At 71.5% G+C, this 16,927-nt stretch carries 13 protein-coding genes, 1 tRNA gene and 1 pseudogene; 10 read left to right on the top strand and 5 right to left on the bottom strand.

Translation table 11 applies throughout. From position 1 onward, the window contains the following. Nucleotides 1–19: 19 nt before the first annotated feature. A complete protein-coding gene (locus AB0C36_RS34050) occupies nt 20–1,258 on the bottom strand; it encodes an MFS transporter (protein WP_358361997.1) in 1,239 nt (412 codons plus the stop codon). Between the two features lie 320 nt (nt 1,259–1,578). Next, nucleotides 1,579–3,075 carry a potassium/proton antiporter gene (locus AB0C36_RS34045; RefSeq protein WP_358361994.1) on the bottom strand — a complete coding sequence of 499 codons (1,497 nt, stop codon included), beginning with the start codon at nt 3,073–3,075 and terminating at the stop codon, nt 1,579–1,581. 668 nt (nt 3,076–3,743) lie between these two features. Here AB0C36_RS34045 and AB0C36_RS34040 point away from each other — a divergent pair. Continuing rightward, nucleotides 3,744–6,722, top strand: a complete 2,979-nt coding sequence (locus tag AB0C36_RS34040) for a penicillin acylase family protein (RefSeq protein ID WP_358361991.1) — start codon at nt 3,744–3,746, stop codon at nt 6,720–6,722. Between the two features lie 12 nt (nt 6,723–6,734). On the opposite strand, the gene AB0C36_RS34035 is transcribed toward AB0C36_RS34040, so the two are convergent. Beyond that, a complete protein-coding gene (locus AB0C36_RS34035) occupies nt 6,735–7,457 on the bottom strand; it encodes a 5-formyltetrahydrofolate cyclo-ligase (RefSeq protein ID WP_358361988.1) in 723 nt (240 codons plus the stop codon). A gap of 231 nt (nt 7,458–7,688) precedes the next feature. Here AB0C36_RS34035 and AB0C36_RS34030 point away from each other — a divergent pair, with 231 nt between their 5' ends. The 8 genes and pseudogenes from AB0C36_RS34030 to AB0C36_RS33995 all read left to right on the top strand — a co-directional run bounded on the left by AB0C36_RS34030 (nt 7,689) and on the right by AB0C36_RS33995 (nt 14,719). After that, nucleotides 7,689–8,615, top strand: a complete 927-nt coding sequence (locus tag AB0C36_RS34030) for a UTP--glucose-1-phosphate uridylyltransferase (protein WP_358361986.1) — start codon at nt 7,689–7,691, stop codon at nt 8,613–8,615. Further along, complete coding sequence (gene glp, locus AB0C36_RS34025; RefSeq protein ID WP_358361983.1) at nt 8,612–9,829, top strand: molybdotransferase-like divisome protein Glp; 1,218 nt, start codon at nt 8,612–8,614, stop codon at nt 9,827–9,829. Before AB0C36_RS34030 ends, glp begins: the two co-directional genes overlap by 4 nt. A gap of 285 nt (nt 9,830–10,114) precedes the next feature. Further along, nucleotides 10,115–10,540, top strand: a pseudogene (moaC, locus tag AB0C36_RS34020) (cyclic pyranopterin monophosphate synthase MoaC); the annotation flags it as partial. Between the two features lie 131 nt (nt 10,541–10,671). Beyond that, nucleotides 10,672–11,346, top strand: a complete 675-nt coding sequence (locus AB0C36_RS34015; RefSeq protein WP_358361980.1) for a MogA/MoaB family molybdenum cofactor biosynthesis protein — start codon at nt 10,672–10,674, stop codon at nt 11,344–11,346. Next, nucleotides 11,331–11,963 carry a GNAT family N-acetyltransferase gene (locus tag AB0C36_RS34010; RefSeq protein ID WP_358361977.1) on the top strand — a complete coding sequence of 211 codons (633 nt, stop codon included), beginning with the start codon at nt 11,331–11,333 and terminating at the stop codon, nt 11,961–11,963. Before AB0C36_RS34015 ends, AB0C36_RS34010 begins: the two co-directional genes overlap by 16 nt. A 144-nt stretch (nt 11,964–12,107) precedes the next feature. Continuing rightward, nucleotides 12,108–13,622 carry a SepX/GlpR family protein gene (locus tag AB0C36_RS34005; protein WP_358361974.1) on the top strand — a complete coding sequence of 505 codons (1,515 nt, stop codon included), beginning with the start codon at nt 12,108–12,110 and terminating at the stop codon, nt 13,620–13,622. Nucleotides 13,623–13,786: 164 nt separating this feature from the next. Then, nucleotides 13,787–13,860, top strand: a tRNA-Ala gene (locus AB0C36_RS34000). Between the two features lie 538 nt (nt 13,861–14,398). Next, nucleotides 14,399–14,719: a DUF4253 domain-containing protein gene (locus AB0C36_RS33995; protein WP_358361972.1), complete on the top strand. Its 321-nt coding sequence runs from the start codon at nt 14,399–14,401 to the stop codon at nt 14,717–14,719. Between the two features lie 83 nt (nt 14,720–14,802). Here AB0C36_RS33995 and AB0C36_RS33990 read toward each other — a convergent pair whose 3' ends face one another. Continuing rightward, nucleotides 14,803–15,048, bottom strand: a complete 246-nt coding sequence (locus AB0C36_RS33990) for a hypothetical protein (RefSeq protein ID WP_358361969.1) — start codon at nt 15,046–15,048, stop codon at nt 14,803–14,805. A gap of 252 nt (nt 15,049–15,300) precedes the next feature. Here AB0C36_RS33990 and AB0C36_RS33985 point away from each other — a divergent pair, with 252 nt between their 5' ends. Beyond that, entirely contained in the window at nt 15,301–16,134 is an 834-nt protein-coding gene (locus AB0C36_RS33985) for an SGNH/GDSL hydrolase family protein (RefSeq protein WP_358361966.1), read from the top strand. 57 nt (nt 16,135–16,191) lie between these two features. Here the strand turns inward: AB0C36_RS33985 and AB0C36_RS33980 are convergent, their stop codons facing one another. Then, nucleotides 16,192–16,797 carry a TetR/AcrR family transcriptional regulator gene (locus tag AB0C36_RS33980; protein ID WP_358361964.1) on the bottom strand — a complete coding sequence of 202 codons (606 nt, stop codon included), beginning with the start codon at nt 16,795–16,797 and terminating at the stop codon, nt 16,192–16,194. Between the last annotated feature and the right edge of the window lie 130 nt (nt 16,798–16,927).

Genomic DNA, 16,927 nt, shown 5'->3' with positions numbered 1-16,927 from the left:
AAGACAGGTGCTGGCACTCTCACCTGCCGAGTGCCAATGGTGCAGCATCCACCGGAGTTACGTCCACCACGGTCCGCTTCTCGGGCACCAAAGTGCGCCTTCCGAGCGTCACGACGACCAGTCCGATGGCCGCGGAAGCGAAGGTCAGCGCAAAGGCCGGGCTCGCTCCGTACTCGTCCGTCACAATTCCCGCGAAAGTCGAGCCGAAGGCCAGTCCGAGGCCGATGGCCCCCGTCAGCCACGTGAATGCCTCGGTCTTGGCGTCCGCCGCAACCAGCCCTTCCACCAACGTGTATCCGGTGATGATCGTCGGTGCCAGGGCCAGCCCGCAGATGAGCGCGACGGGCACCATGACCGCGATGTTCGGTACGGCCAACAACGGCGCCGTACCGACGGCCAGCGCCGCGAACGTGGCCGTCAGGCGCCGCTGGGCCGTTCCGCGCCACGCCATGGCCCCGTACACCGCACCGGCGATCAGGCTGCCGCCCGCGAACACCGCGTACAGGGCTCCGGCGAGCCCGGCACGTCCCGACTCCTCCGCGAAGGCGGTGATCGAGACCTGGATGCTCCCGAACACCGCCCCGATGCAGACGAACGCCCCGACCAGCACCTTTACTCCCGCGACGCGGATGGCGGAGGAGTGCGGGGTGCCGGTGACGGGCCGCCGCGCGGGCGCGGTCGAACGCTGCGCGGCGAAGGCCAGCGAGCCGACGACGGTCAGCACGGCCTCGACGGCCAGTCCGAACCCCGGGTCGATGCCCGTGGCCAGGAAGGTCGCGACAACCGGGCCGACGACGAAGGTGAACTCGTCGGTGACCGACTCGAAGGCGAATGCGGTGGGCAGCAGGGGCTGGCCCTCCAATTTGGCGACCCAGCGGGCCCGGACCATCGAGCCGATCTGCGGCACCGACGCGCCCGCCGCGATGGCGGTGACGAACAGAGTCCATGTGGGGGAGTTCGTCTTGGCGCAGATGATGAGCGCGGCGACCGAAATGCCGTGCAGCAGCGCGCCGGGTACGAGGACGACGGCTTGGCCGTACCGGTCCGCGAGCCGCCCGGTCTGCGGGCCGACCACCGACAGCGCGACCGCCATGGCCGCGGACACCGCTCCCGCGATGCCGTAGGAGCCGGTCGTGTCCTTGACCAGCAGCACAATGCCCAGGCCGAGCATTGCGTACGGCAGGCGCGCGATGAGGCCAGGGGTCAGGAACCGCCACGCGGACGGGGTCCGCAGCAGCGTCGTGTATGTGGAGATCACGCGCGCCGCCCCCCGAAGGGCCGGTCGTCGCGCGGTACGGGCCGACTGATCGGCACGGTTTTCTGCTTCCTGCCGCCTGGTAGCGCACAGGGGCCCGGCCCGGTGCGCCGAGAGCTGTCCTCAACGCGTCGACCGGGGTAGATACCGGCCCCGACCTGCGAGAACCAGGTCATGGGGGCAAACGGCCGCCGAGCGGTCACGCCAGCCCTGCATCAGGCAGAGTTGGTCTGTCTCACTGCTATTTACTGCTAAATAGTACAACGCTCGGATAGACCGATCGAACCGATCGAACCGATCGGCCGACCCCGCTCCGCGCGGCCTCAGGTTCCGTGCTCGCCGAACCACCCCGCGAGCTTGCCGCCACGGCTGACCGCCCGCAGCCGCCGTTCCGCCGCGTCCCGGACTTCCTCCGTCGTCACGACGAGCAGTTCGTCCTCGCGCTGCAGGACTGTGGTCGGCCCCGGCACGAAGCTCTCCTCGCCGCGTACGACCAACGTCACCGCGGCCCCTCGCGGCAACCGCAGCTCGTTGATCTCCACACCGTGTATGCGCGACCCCTGCGGCACGTGCACGGACAACAGGTGCCCGCGCAGTTTGTCGAGCGGCGCCGACTCGACGCCCAGGTCCTCCGCCTGCGGCTTGCCGCCGAAGCCGACCTGTCGGGCGATCCACGGCAGCGTCGGGCCCTGCACGATCGTGAACACCACCACGAGCACGAAGGTGATGTTGAACAGCCGCCTCGCGTCCGTCACCCCTTCGACCATCGGGATCGTCGCGAGCACAATCGGCACGGCACCGCGCAGGCCGGCCCACGACAAGATGATCTGCTCGCGCCAGGGCACCCGGAACGGCAGCGTGGACACGATCACCGACGCCGGCCGCGCGACCAGCAGCAGCACCGTCCCGATGACCAGCGCCGGTACGATCGCGCCCCCGAGTTCGTGCGGGGTCACCAGCAGGCCCAGCAGTACGAACAGCCCGATCTGCGCGATCCAGCCGACGCCTTCGGCGAAGCCGCGCGTGGCCGCCTTGTGCGGGAGCGGGGCGTTGCCGAGCACGAGAGCCGCGAGGTAGCACGCCAGGAAGCCGCTGCCGTGCGCCAATGCGCCCGCGGCGTACGCCAGTACGCACAACGCGATGACCGCGATCGGGTACAGGCCGGACGCCGGCAGCGCGATGTGCCGCAGCGCCCACGCGCCGATCTTCCCGATCGCGACGCCGATCGCGAATCCGATGGCCAGTTCGAGGACGATCTCGCCGACCACCTGGTACCAGGGGTGCGATCCGGCGTGCGCGAAGGTGACCACGAGGATGACCACGGGCGCGTCGTTGAACCCGGATTCGGCCTCCAGCAGCCCGGTGAGCCGCTTGGGCAGCGGGAGGGTACGCAGCACCGAGAACACCGCCGCCGCGTCCGTCGACGACACGATCGCGCCCATCAGGATGGCCGTGGACCAGTCGACGTCCAGGACGAACTTCGCCGCGAACGCCACGATGCCGACGCTCACCCCGACGCCGACCGTCGAGAGTACGGCCGCCGCCGGCACCGCCGGTTTGATCTGCTGCCAATTGGTGCTGATCCCACCCTCGGTGAGGATCAGCACGAGGGCGGCATAGCTCAGGGTCTGGGTGAGTTCGGCGTTGTTGAACGACAGGCCGAGGACGTCGCCGCCGATCAACACCCCTATGCCGAGGTAGATCAGAAGGCTCGGCATGCCGGTGCGGGTCGCGAGCCGAACCGCGACCACGGCGACCAGCATGACCAGTGCACCGAGGGCGAGAACGGTGTTCAGCTCGTCCACGGACACGAACGGCACCTCCGGCGGTCGTCGGTCCGGCCACCATCGACGATCGGACGCGTCGTCATCTATTCGGGATCTTTTTCGGGTCTGTTGCTCGGTTCGGTCTGTTGCTCGGTTCGGGTCTTGCCTTGTCGGGCCTTCTCAGGCCTTCTCAAGCCTTCTCGGGCCTTGTACGGGCCGTGTCTTGCCTGGTCGGCCCTTGTTGGGCCTTCCTCTTGCCTTCTCGGGTCCGGTCCGGCCCCGTCGACCCCGGGCCCGGGGTCCTGCTCGGGTCGTCAGGTCAGGAGTCTTGCGCACGTCGGCGATTCGCCCGGGTCGCATCGCCCCGACGTGCACCTCCGTGTGTGCCCCAACTTGTACCCGGTGCGCGCCCGGGCCGACGTCCCGGACATGCCCGTCGGCCGCACAACTCCGCATCCGCGCGCGCCGCAAGCTGCGTACACGGCAACGGCTTTGGCGCGCATTCTCGCGGTACGTCCGGGCCCACCCGGATGCCCACCGAACAATCCGCGAAAGGCTCCTGACGGGGCATTACCTTCGCCTGGCGAATATTTTACCAAAGTGAAGGATCGGATCCGAGGCGGCCCTATACCCCGCGGAACGCCCTCGCGAACCACTGCGTCGGTGGCGTGCGCCCCTCCGCTCTAAGGTGTCCCTTGCCGCACCGATCGTGAAGGATCTTGATGCCCGCCTCGAACACGCCCGGCCCGGAGTCGCCCGAGTCGTCCGTATCGGATCTTCCGGACGTTTCAGGCTCCGTCCCCGCGACCGACCGGATCCCCGCGACCGCCCAGGCCCCGGCCCAGGCGACCGCGACCGGGGCGACGGACCCCGGACCCACGCCTCCGCCGGGCGTACAACACGTCGCCGAGCGCCCCGCCCGGGGGCGTTCGCCGCGCCCCAAGCGCCGCCGCATCCGCCGGCTGCGCAACGCGTCCATCGCGCTCGTGGTCCTGCTCGCCGTCGTGGCCGGCGCGCTCGGCTGGTACGGCTGGGACCTCAGCCGCCGCTCGTTCCCCGACCTCGACGGCGCCGTCAAGGTCCCCGGCATGTCCGCGAACGTCGAGGTGCTGCGCGACAAGAACGGCATCCCGCAGATCTACGCCGACACCCCCGAAGACCTGTTCCGCGCGCAGGGATACGTGCAGGCCCAGGACCGCTTCTGGGAGATGGACGTACGCCGCCACATGACCGCCGGACGCCTCTCCGAGATGTTCGGCTCCTCGCAGGTCGACAACGACGTCTTCCTGCGCACACTCGGCTGGCACCGGGTCGCCGAGCAGGAGCTCGCGAAGCTGACCCCCGAGGCCCGCGCGTACGTCGAGGCATACGCCGCCGGGGTGAACAGCTACATCGACAACCGCGACCCCGACGAACTGTCCTTCGAGTACGCCCTGCTCGGCTTCGTCCGCGACGACTACGAGCCCGAGCCGTGGACCCCCGTCGACTCCGTCGCGTGGCTCAAGGCGATGGCGTGGGACCTGCGCGCCAACCTCCAGGACGAGATCGACCGCGCGCTGCTGTCCGAGAAACTGACGGTCAACCAGATCGACGAGCTGTACCCGCCGTACCCCTACGAGCGCAACCAGCCGATCGTGCCGTCGGGCGCCGTCGTGAAGAACCCCAACGACCCCGCGGCCGAGGAGTTCAAGCCGGACGCGACGCCGCCCGTACCGTCGCGGAGCGCGTCCCGGGCGCTGACCGAGCTGTCCGAGACGCTGGAGTCGCTGCCGCCGATCTTCACCGACCGCTCGGCCGGTGTCGGGTCGAACTCGTGGGTCATCGCGGGTAGCCGCACCACCACCGGCAAGCCCCTGATGGCCAACGACCCGCACTTGTCGGCCTCGCTGCCGTCGGCGTGGTACCAGATGGGCCTGCACTGCCGCACGGTCAGCCCGACGTGTGCGTACGACGTATCCGGCTTCACCTTCGCGGGCATGCCCGGTGTCGTCATCGGCCACAACCAGAAGATCTCGTGGGGCCTGACCAACCTCGGGGCCGACGTGACCGACCTGTACCTGGAGAAGGTCAACGACACGGGCTACCTCTTCAACAACGAGTTCCTGCCGTTCGAGGACGTGCGCACCGAGGTCATCAAGGTCTCCGGCGGCGCGGACCGCACCATCACCGTGCGGTCCACACGGCACGGCCCGATCCTGTCCGAGGCCTCCGACGAGCTCGAAGAGGTCGGCAAGGACGCGCCCATCCCCGACCCCGGACCGCAGCGCGAGGACGGCTTCGCCGTCGCCCTGCGCTGGACCGCGCTGGAACCGGGCACGACCATGGAGTCCGTCTTCCAGCTCGACCGGGCGACCGACTGGAACTCGTTCCGCGAGGCGCTGCGCGGCTTCGACGTGCCGTCGCAGAACGTCGTGTACGCGGACGTCGACGGCAACATCGGCTACCAGGCCCCGGGCCGCATCCCGGTGCGCCGCGGCGGCGACGGCCGCTGGCCGGCGTACGGCTGGGAGACCGACTACGAGTGGGACAACATGATCCCGTTCGACTCGCTGCCCTTCCGCTACAACCCGCCCGAGGGCTACATCGTCACCGCCAACAACGCCGTGACGCCGCCGACGTACCCGTACACCCTCACCACCGACTGGGGGTACGGCTCCCGCAGCCAGCGCATCATCGACATGATCAACGCGCAGCCGAAGGTCGACCCGCAGGCGATGTCGCGCATGCAGTTGGACGACCGCAATCCGATCGCCGAGACACTGGTGCCCTACCTCCTCGACGTCGAGGTCAAGGACCCGTGGATCCGCGAGGCGCAGAACCTGCTCAAGGGCTGGGACTTCCGCCAGCAGCCCGACTCGAAGGCCGCCGCGTTCTTCAACGGCGTGTGGCGCCAGATGCTGCTGCTCGCCTTCGGCGACAAGATGCCGTTCTCGGTACGCGCGACCGGCGACTGCCAGTTGGACAACACCACGGGGAAGACGCACTGCGGCGAACGCGACGACGCGACCGCGCAACCCGACGGCGGCGACCGGTGGTTCGAGGTGGTCCGCAGTCTGCTGCCGGACGCCGAGAGCCCCTGGTGGAACATCTCCGACGACCCCGGGAAGATCACCACGCGCGATGCCCTGCTGCTCAAGGCCATGACGGCGGCCCGCAAGGAACTGACGGCCAAGATGGGCAGGGACATCGACAGCTGGAACTGGGGACGCCTGCACACGCTGGAGCTGCGCAACCAGACACTCGGCACCGACGGCCCCGGCGCGGTCAAGTGGATGCTCAACCGCGGCGAGTACCAGTTGGGCGGCGGCGAAGGCCTCGTGGACGCGACCGGCTGGAACGCGGCGCGCGGGTACGAGGTGACCACCGTGCCGTCGATGCGCATGGTCGTGGACCTCTCCGACCTCGACGGGTCGCGCTGGATCAACCTCACCGGTGCGTCCGGCCACGTGTGGCACGACAACTACACGGACCAGACCGAGCTGTGGAAGCAGGGCAGGTCGCTGCCTTGGGCCTTCACCCGGCCCGCGGTCGAGGCGTCGGCCGAACACACGCTGGTGCTCGAACCGGACGGCGCGCCACCCGCCCCGGGCGGCCAGGCCCCGCCGGGCGGGGCGCCGGGGCAACAACCGGGGCAACCTGGGCAGCAGCCGGGCCTGCCTCCCGAGGGCGCGCCTTCGGGGGCGCCGCCCGCGAATCCGTAGCGGTCGCGTGCCTCAGTCCGACGCGGGCCGCACGTACTCAGGGCCGAATCGCACGGTCCGTTCCGGCAGAAGGGCCGCACGCACCGGTCGGTCGTGCGGCTCGGCCGGGACGGCCTCCAGCAGTTCGCCGTCGTAGAGCAGGACGGCCGTGAACGCGCCGGGTGCCAGCCGGGCAAGCGCCCGGTCGTAGGAACCGCCGCCCCGCCCAAGGCGCATGCCGTGCCGATCGACCGCCAGCCCCGGCACCACCACCAGGTCGGCGTCCGCCACCGCGTCGGGGCCGAGCCGCCGCCCGCCCGGCTCGCGCAGACCCCGGGCGGCGGCGAGCAACGACGCGGGGCCGTCGTACACCGCCCAGTCGAGATCGTTGTCCGCCAGCAGCACCGGCAGCAGCACACGCCGCCCCGAGCCCGCGAGCACCGCCGCGAGGTCGGCGGGACCAGGCTCCGAACCGACCGGGACATACGCCGCGACCGTTCGCGCCTCCGCCAACTCCGGCAGCGCGCCGAGTGCGGCACCCAGCGCCCGTGCCGCGTACGCGCGTTCGGCGGCGTCCTGGCGCGTCCGTGCGGCGAGCAGCCGCGCCCGCAGCGCGGCCTTGGCGGCGCGCGCTGCAACGGCGGCACCCGACACGGCGGCACCCGACACGGCGGCATCCGACACGGCGGCGTCCGACACCGCGGCATCCGACACGCCGGCGTCCGCATCTGGTCCGGGCAGGAGTTCGTCGGCCATGATCCGACTCTAGATCGCCGCCCGGCCCCGACGGCCGGCCGAGGTCCGTCCGCGCCGCTCCGTACCCACACGTCCGCCACGGAGGGCCGTCCCGGCGCACACCGCAGCCCGTCCCGGCGCTCCCCGCAGCCTTTCCCGAGCCCCGCCGGACGCCGACCCGGGCCCATGGCTTTCGGACAATCAGGCTCCTTCTCACGCGATGCTCAGAAGGCGCGATTAGAGTCTTCGACCATGAACTCGGCGACCCCACCCCGACCCAAGCGGGGCATCACCAAAGCCGTCGTCCCCGCGGCCGGGCTGGGCACCCGGTTCCTGCCCGCGACGAAGGCGACCCCGAAGGAAATGCTGCCGGTCGTCGACAAACCGGCCATCCAGTACGTGGTCGAGGAGGCGGTGGCGGCCGGGCTCCACGACATCCTCATGGTGACCGGGCGCAACAAGCGGCCGCTCGAGGACCACTTCGACCGCGCGTACGAACTGGAGGAGGCGCTCGCCGCCAAGGGCGACGCCGAGCGCCTGCGCCGCGTACGCGAGTCGAGCGCGCTCGCCGCGATCCACTACGTGCGGCAGGGCGACCCGCGCGGGCTCGGCCACGCCGTGCTGTGCGCGCAGCCGCACGTCGGCGAGGAGCCGTTCGCCGTGCTGCTCGGCGACGACCTGATCGACCCGCGCGACCCGCTGCTCACCCGCATGCTGGAGGTCCGCGAGCAACTCGGCGGCAGCGTCGTGGCGCTCATCGAGGTCGACCCGTCGCAGATCCACCTCTACGGGTGCGCCGCCGTCAAGCCCACCGATCACGCCGACGTCGTGCGGGTGACCGACCTCGTCGAGAAGCCGGACGCGAATTCCGCGCCGAGTTCCTTCGCGGTCATCGGCCGCTACCTGCTCGACCCGGCGGTGTTCCCGGTCCTGGAGGCCACCGCACCGGGCCGCGGTGGCGAGATCCAGTTGACGGACGCGCTGCGCGAGCTGGCAATGCGCGATGCGGGCGCGGGCGGCCCCGTGCACGGCGTACTGTTCACCGGGCGCCGGTACGACACAGGCGATCGCGGGGACTATCTGCGGGCTATCGTCAGACTTGCGTGCGAGCGTGAAGACCTGGGTCCGGAATTCCGGTCCTGGCTGAAAACGTATGTCGACGAGGAGCTGCGGGGATGAAGAGCGTCGAGGAGCACCTGACCGGGATCCTCGAACGGGTGGCACCGCTGTCACCGCTCGAACTCCAGCTTCTGGACGCACACGGCAGCCTGCTCGTCGACGACGTCGCCGCGACCGGCGACCTCCCGCCCTTCGACAACTCGTCGATGGACGGGTACGCGGTGCGGCTCGCGGACGTCGCCGACGCCGGTGAGCGCTACCCGGTGGTCCTCGACGTGATCGCCGACATCGCGGCCGGCAATTCCTCGGACCTGCCCATCGAATCCGGCACTTGCGCGCGCATCATGACCGGCGCGCCGATCCCCGAGGGCACCGAGGCGATCGTGCCGGTCGAATGGACCGACGCGGGCATGCCGACCGTACGCATCACGCGGTCGCCCGAGGAGGGCCAGTACATCCGGCGCCGCGGCGACGACGTGGCGGCGGGCCAGACGGTGCTGCCCGGCGGCACCGAACTGGGCTCGGCGCAGGTCGGCCTCCTCGCGGCGATCGGCCGCGACCGCATCCGGGTGCGTCCGAAGCCGCGCGTGGTGATCCTGTCCACCGGCAGTGAACTGGTGCCGCCCGGGCGGCCGTTGACCGCCGGACAGATCCGCGACTCGAACAGCTACATGCTCACCGCGGCGGCGCGCGAGGCAGGCGCGATCGCCTACCGCGTCGGCAACGTCGCCGACGACCCCAAGGCACTCATCGACACGATCGAGGACCAGCTCATCCGGGCGGACGTCGTCGTGACGACCGGCGGGGTGAGCGCGGGGGCGTACGACGTCGTCAAGGAAGTGCTTTCGGACCTGGGCACGGTCGCGTTCGAGAAGGTCGCGATGCAGCCGGGCATGCCGCAGGGTTTCGGCACGATCGGGCCGGACGACACGCCGATCTTCACGCTGCCGGGCAACCCGGTGAGCGCTTTTGTGTCGTTCGAGGTCTTCGTACGCCCGGCGCTGCTGCGCATGCAGGGCACCGAGGACCTGGACCGCACGATCGTGCGGGCCCGCTGCGAGAGCGGCTTCCGGTCCCCGGAGGGCAAGCGGCAGTTCGTGCGGGCCCGCTACACCCCGGCGAAGGACGCCGCGGAGCCGGGCGCGGTGGCGCCGGTGGGCGGACACGGCTCGCACCTGATCGGAAGCCTGGCGCTGGCCAACGCGCTGATCGTCGTGCCCGAGGACGCCACCGAGGTGGAACGCGGGTCCGACGTCGACGTCATGCTGCTCTGACGCTCTGACGCTCTGACGCTCTGACGCTCTCAGTTCTGACGCTCTCAGTTCTGACTGCCCGGACCCGACGGCCGTGCCGACCCGACGTCGGTCTGACGCGACGACTCTCCGGCGCGCCCGACCCGTCCGCGACCTTCCGCGCCCTCCGCGCCCGACCGGTTCACCCGGTTCCCGCGGCACGGCCTCCCGCACAAGTAACGTTGCCTCGTCGGAACCACCGGCACGAGAGGGAGAACGGTGCGCGGCGAGACATTGACGCACGTCGACGAGTCGGGCGCGGCCCGCATGGTCGACGTCTCGGGCAAACAGGTCTCGGTGCGGACCGGGCGCGCGAGCGGGCGCGTACGCGTGTCGCCGCGCGTGGTCGAACTGCTGCGCGGCGAGGGCGTGCCGAAGGGCGACGCCATTGCCACCGCGCGCATCGCGGGCATCATGGCCGCCAAGCGCACCCCCGATCTCGTGCCGCTGTGCCACCCCATCGCGATCCACGGCGTCGCGGTCGACCTGGTGGTGGAGGACGACGCGGTGGCCATCACCGCGACGGTGCGTACCGCCGACCGCACGGGCGTCGAGATGGAGGCGCTGACCGCGGTGTCGGTCGCCGCGCTGACCGTCGTCGACATGGTCAAGGCCGTCGACCCGGGCGCGGTCATCACCGACGTGCGCGTCGAGGAGAAGACCGGCGGTGTGTCCGGGGACTGGTCGCGCACGGGCGCGGGTACCGGCACCGGCGGGGACACGGCCACCGAGCACGGCAATACGCCCGGCAACGGGGACACGACCGGTGTGGCGGCCGGGGAGAGCCCGCCCGCGCCGGTCCCAGGGGACGGAAGGCAGGACTCATGAAAGCCATGGTCATCACCGCGTCGACGCGGGCCGCGGCGGGCACGTACGGGGACGAGAGCGGCCCGATCATCCAGCAGGAGCTGACCCGGCTCGGGTTCCAGGTGCGCGGCCCGGTCGTCGTGCCGGACGGCGAACCGGTCGCGCAGGCGCTGCGCGACGCGGTGGCGCAGCACTTCGAGGTGATCGTCACGACCGGCGGCACGGGGCTGACGCCGATGGACCAGACGCCCGAGATGACGCGCCGGGTGATCTCGTTCGAGGTGCCGGGCATCGCCGAGGCGATCCGCGCGTACAACTTCGACAAGGTGCCTACCGCGGCTCTGTCGCGCGGCGTCGCAGGTGTGGCGGTCGTGCAGGACGCGCAGTGGGTCTACCGCAGTCTCATCGTCAACCTGCCCGGCTCGGCCGGCGGTGCCCGCGACGGAATGACCGTGCTGGGGAAGGTTCTTGTGCACGCCGTCCAGCAGCTGCAGGGCGGCGACCACGGCCAGGGCGGCTTCGGCGGCGGCCCGGCCGCGGGCTACGGAGGCCAGCAGCAGGGCGGGTTCTCCGGCCAGGGCGGGTACGGCAACCAGGGCGGGTACGGCCAGCCGCAGCAGGGCGGCGGCTTCGGCGGGGGAGGTTTCGGGGGCGGCGGCTACTCCTCCTCGCCCCCGTGGGGCAACTCCTGATCCGCGGTTGGCCGGTGGAGTTGGCCGAAGGGCGCGTCGCCCTTCGGCCGATCCGCGGCCGGGACGCCGACGTGTGGCAGGAGGTCCATACGCGCAACCGCGACTGGCTGCGGCGCTGGGAGGCGACCGTGCCGCCCGGTTCACCCGCCGCGCGGCGTCCCACCTTCCGGCAGATGGCGCGCTACCTGCGCGCGGAGGCCGCGGCGGGGCGCATGTTGCCGTTCGTGGTGCTGTACGACGGGCACTTGGTCGGCCAGGTGACCGTCGCGGGGATCACCTGGGGTTCGATGAGTTCCGCGCACATCGGCTACTGGGTGGACGAGAGTGTCGCGGGGCGCGGCGTCATGCCGACGGCTGTGGCCTTGGCGGCGGACCACTGCTTCTTCCGCATCGGGCTGCACCGGATCGAGGTGTGCATCCGGCCGGAGAACATGCCGAGCCGCCGGGTCGTGGCCAAGCTCGGGTTCCGCGAGGAGGGTATGCGTCCGCGCTATCTGCACATCGACGGCGACTGGCGCGACCATCTCGTGTACGCGCTGAACGCCGAAGAGGTGCCGGAAGGGCTGTTGGCCCGCTGGCGGGGGTACCGCGAGTCGCACGGACTGTTGGGCGGCTGACCTCGGACATTACGCCGCCCGGGGGTACTCGTATGACCACAGGGGACACTTCTGTCCCAGTAGTCACACACGCATCAAAGAAGATCGTGCGACACACCGGGCATCCTCCAACATTGCGGCGGCCATCCGGCTTAGCGTGTCGATGTGAGCAGCAGCGGCCTGATCTACGCAGCGATCGTGGGGGCCTGGGCTGCCTATCTGGTGCCCATGTGGCTCCGCCGGCAGGACGAGCTGAACGAGGCCCGTCACACCGAGCGGTTCACCACCGCGATCAGGATCCTGTCCCGTCGCGGCGCCCTCGAGCGCCGCTATGCCCGCATGATCGCCAACGGCGACGACGGCCTCGCGACCGCGTCCGTCGCCGTCGACGCCCCGGCGCGCGATCGGCATCGGCCGGCTGAGTCCGGCCGACCCCGCGACGGCCACGCCGGAGACGGCCCGCCCCGCGAGGGGCGCGACAGCCGCGAAAGTCGTGACAGCCGCGGGCGCGAGTACCTGGGCCGCGACGGCCAGGCCCGCGACGGCCACGCCCGCGACGACCAGCCGCGCGAGAGCCACCCGCGCGACGCCCACGCCCGCGACGCCCACGCCCGCGAGAACCCGGGACGTGAGAAGCCGCCACCTGCGGCGCCTCCCGAGCAGGCCGACAGCGCGCCGCGACGCCGCGATGTCCCAGCCGCCCAGGCCCCGCGAGCCCGCCAGGTGCACGCGCCCGTCGACGAGACGGGCCGCCCCGGCCCGTCCGCCGGGGCCTTCGAGCGTTCCCGGGGCGGAGCACCGAACACCCGTACGCCGCAGGCGCCTCCGACCGCCCAGTCGGAGGAGACGGCCGCCGACGAGCGTCGGCGCTTCGGCCTCAGGCGCCGCAGCCCGGCCCGGTCCTCGACCCCGGCCCCGATCCCCGTCGCGGTCAAGCCTCCCGCGCCCCTCAAGGGCCCGGACGGCCGCGCCAAGCTGCTCGCGCGCCGCCGCCGCGTCGTGGTCTGCCTGTTCCTCCTCTTCACCGGCGGCGCGGTCGTCACCGGCATGCTCGGCCTCGCCTGGATCTGGCTGCCGGTCCTGCCCGGCATCGCCCTGACCGGCTACATCGCCTACCTCCGCGTACAGGAGCGGCGGCGCTACGAGACGAACCTCCGCAACCAGCTGCGTCCGACACCGCCCGCGCGGCCCGCTCCGCCGAGGCCCGCGCGCAAGGCCGAGGGTGAGCAGCGCCGGGCGACGCCCCAACCGGACCCGCCCGCGCGCCGTCGTGCCCCCGATGGGACCCCCGCGCCGCCGCGTACCGGTCAGGCCCGCGGCGGCACGCCGCCCGCGTCCCAGGAGCCGCGCCTGCGATCCGGCCGCCGGGCCGCGGCCGACGAGCGCGACCACGCGGAGTGGATCGCCGCGTTGCAGTCCGACAGTGGCCAGGACACGACCGACCGCGATGCCTGGGACCCCGTGCCGGTGCCACTGCCCACGTACGTCACCGCGCCGGTCGTCCCCCGCGGCGAGCCGGTTCTCCCGGAGCGCCCCGAGTCGGCCGCCCCCGAGCCGACCGCCCCCGAACCGGTGGCCGCCGACCCGACGCCGCTCTTCGACCAGTACGCCGAGGACCCGCGTCGCGCGCACCCGTACCCGCCGTACGAACAAGAGTGGCCCCGCGCCGGCAACGAGTAGGCCCGTCGCCACGTCGTGCCTTCGCAACCGGCCGGAAACGCCCACGGACGCGCCGCGCTTGGCGCCGGGTCGGCTGCCGGGCCCCGGCGGCCGCCACCCGACGGCGACCCCCGAATAACCCGTGCGCGAGGCACCTCCAGAAGGTGGTAATCTTCTTTCTCGTTGGGGCTGTGGCGCAGTCCGGTAGCGCACCTCGTTCGCATCGAGGGGGCCAGGGGTTCAAATCCCCTCAGCTCCACAACAGGTCAGGGGCCTGATCCGAGAAATCGGATCAGGCCCCTGGTCGTTGTACGGCCGACCAAGGCCGAACCACCTGCCGCACTTTGCGGCGCGCGGCGACCCGCGCGGCGAGGGGCGAGGGGCGAGGGGCGAGGGGCGAGGGGCGAGGAAGTCTGCCTGTTGCCGTCCCCAGGCTGGGAGTTGGCGTCAGCGCGACTTCCCCGGCAGGCGGATGTGGTTGCGATGCGACGGTGGTTCCCGCGTCGGTCGTTCGCGCCCGTGGCAGCGGAAGTGGCCGCACCTGGCATCCGTCCATGCCCATTGAGCTCCCGTTGAACGTCGAGACCCCCGTCCCGCCCGGTCGGCCGGTCACCTCGACGAAGGTGCCGGAGACGTCCAGCCGCTGTGGCTCAGTGACGGACCGGCCACGGCCGAGCTGTGGGAACTGCTGCGCGCCGAACACCCACGCTCCGGCCTGTGGCCGCTGCTGCTCGACACGTTGGACCCGACCGACGGCGACTTCCGCCCGGGGGATCGGGTGAGCTCTCCCCGAGGAGATGTCCTCACCGGCAAGCCACGACCCGGCCGACACCGCGAAGTTCTCCGCGGTCGTCACAGCCTGGGAACGCCAATTCGGCGCCCGCGTGGTCGCGGCCGGCTTCGCCACCCTGCACCTCGGCGTCACCCTGCCGCCCCGGACCGAGGAGGAGGCGCTCCAGGTCGCGGCCGAACCACTCCGCGCCCTGTCCGGACAATGTCTGGCAAGGCAGCCGACCGTGCACACTTGCCGCCTACGCCGAGTAGATCACCGGAGTGAACAACTGGGACTTCCGGTGGGATTGACCCGTCCCCGTCCGGGAGACGGCCATCGCGCCTGAGGGCGGCCGTCGGCGAGTTGTGTGGCCGGCTTGCGGTTCGCGCCCGAGGCCGCTGACCGGTCGGCCGCGTTTGCGCGGGTGGTTCACTTTTCGAGGACTCTTTCGACTACGGCAGCTTGCTCCTGTTCGGAGAGCTGTTCGTACATGTGGCTCGCGTAGGCCATGGCTTGTTGGGCGGCGTTTTGGAGACCTGGGTTCCCGCTGTCACCGCCGTCGACGCCCATGTCGATCGCGGCGTTGAAGACTTCGGCCACGTCGCCGGCGCCGGCGGCGATGAAGTCGGGCAATGAATCCACCTCGGGCGTGTTGGGTGATTCTTCCTGCGCCATATGAACTCCATTCGGGCGGCCGGGCGTTCGACAGAAACGTACCGAGGTGTAGCGGAGTGTCGAGGGCGGATGTCCCGAATACGCGCAGCCCGGTTTCGGGAGAGGTGTGCACGTGCGTGCGGGTGAGGAGCCCTTCAGGCTGCTGTAGGCGGCGCAGATTGGCCGCCGCGTGCACGTTGCTTGTACACCGCACGTAACTGGCCGCTCACTACGGTCGCGTAGCCCGGTCACCACGTGCCAACATCGCGTGACATGGCCGACGACGCACGCAAACTCGACGCGCCCCTGTCCCCTCTGCGCCTTGTCCCTCCCGGCCCGCGCGGCTTCGACGCCATCGGCTCGTACGTCGCCATCGGCGACAGCTTCACCGAAGGCGTCGGCGACCCCGGGCCCGACGGAACCCTGCTCGGCTGGGCCGACCGGTTCGCGGTCCGCCTTGCCGAGGCCGGCCCCGGCTTGCGGTACGCGAACCTCGCGGTCCGCGGCAAGCTCCTGCACCAGATCATCGACAGCCAGGTGCCGGTGGCCCTCGCGGCCCGCCCTGACCTGGTCAGCTTCTGCGCGGGCGGCAACGACGTCCTGCGTCCCGGCGGCGACCCGGACAAGCTCGCCGCGGAGTACGAGCGGGCCGTGGCCGACCTGCGCGCCGCCGGTTCCCACGTGCTGGTCTTCACCGGCTTCGACACGCGGGAGCTGGGCCTGCTGAAGCTGCTGCGCGGCAAGGTCGCGACGTACAACGAGCACCTGCGGGTGATCGCGGCGCGCCACAACTGCACGGTCGTCGACCTGTGGGCGATGCAGGCCGTGCAGGACCGCCGCGCGTGGAGCGAGGACCGGCTGCACCTCTCGCCGTGCGGCCACGAGCGCGTCGCGCTCAACGCGGCACGCACGGTCGGGCTGCCCGTCGAGGAGGACCCGGAGGCCGCGTGGCCGCCGGAGGCCGAGCAGCTCGACGCCGCGCACGCGCGCCGCGAGCACGTGCAGTGGGCACGCGAGCACCTCGTGCCGTGGATCGGCCGCCGTCTCCGCGGGCAGTCGTCGGGCGACGGCCTCGAACCCAAGCGCCCGGACCTGATGCCGCTGTAGTGCGGGGCCGCGGCAGGTCGTTCGGTGCTGCGGCGGGAGGCCCTTCCGGCCGCGGCACTAACCTTCCGAGGGATGTTCCGCCGCCGCGCCCGTGATCAGCAGGCGCGCGCCGCGCGTCACCAAGTGCTCGACGTCGTCCATCGTCATCCGGCCGAACGCCCAGCTGAAGAGCGCGCCTTCCCACGCGATCCCGAGCAGGCGGATGAACTCGTCGACGTTCTCCACCTCGTCCTGGACCGCCGCCCGGAACATGTCGTGCATGATCCGGTTGGTCTCGCGGTGGCAGTCGCGTACGCCCGGGTCCGACGACCCGAGGGCGTGGATCAGCGCGCCCGCGAGGCGCGGATTGCGGCCCATCGCCCGGCAGGTGTTGGACAGGATCGCCCCCACCCGGGCCGCCGCGTCGCCGCCGCGCGGGCGGGCGGCGCGGCTGCGCTCCAGCGACTCGATCCAGTCCAGGTGCGTCGCGGCGAGCAGGTGGTCCTTGGAGGAGAAGTGCCGGTAGATCGTGGCCGACGAGAGCCCGGACAGGCGTACGACGTCGCGCATCTGCACGCTGTCGTACCCGCCCTCGGCCGCCAGCGCGCGCGTCGCCTCGATTGCGCGCCGCCGGATGTCGCCCTCCCGGGTGCCCGCCCCGGCGCGGGCCCGGGTCAGATCCATGTCGTCCACCACATCCGGTCCTGCCAGTCGGACAACGGGATCGTGGTGCCGGTGTAGATCGGGTAGAAGTAGAGGAAGTTCCAGGCGATGAGGGCGATGACGGCGACGGCGCCGGCGGTGCCCCAGGCTT

It is taken from the genome of Streptodolium elevatio, assembly GCF_040649515.1.
Taxonomy (GTDB): domain Bacteria; phylum Actinomycetota; class Actinomycetes; order Streptomycetales; family Streptomycetaceae; genus Yinghuangia; species Yinghuangia elevatio.
The sequence above is the reverse complement of the archived record's forward strand: the minus strand, read 5'-3'. Positions and strand labels throughout refer to the sequence as shown.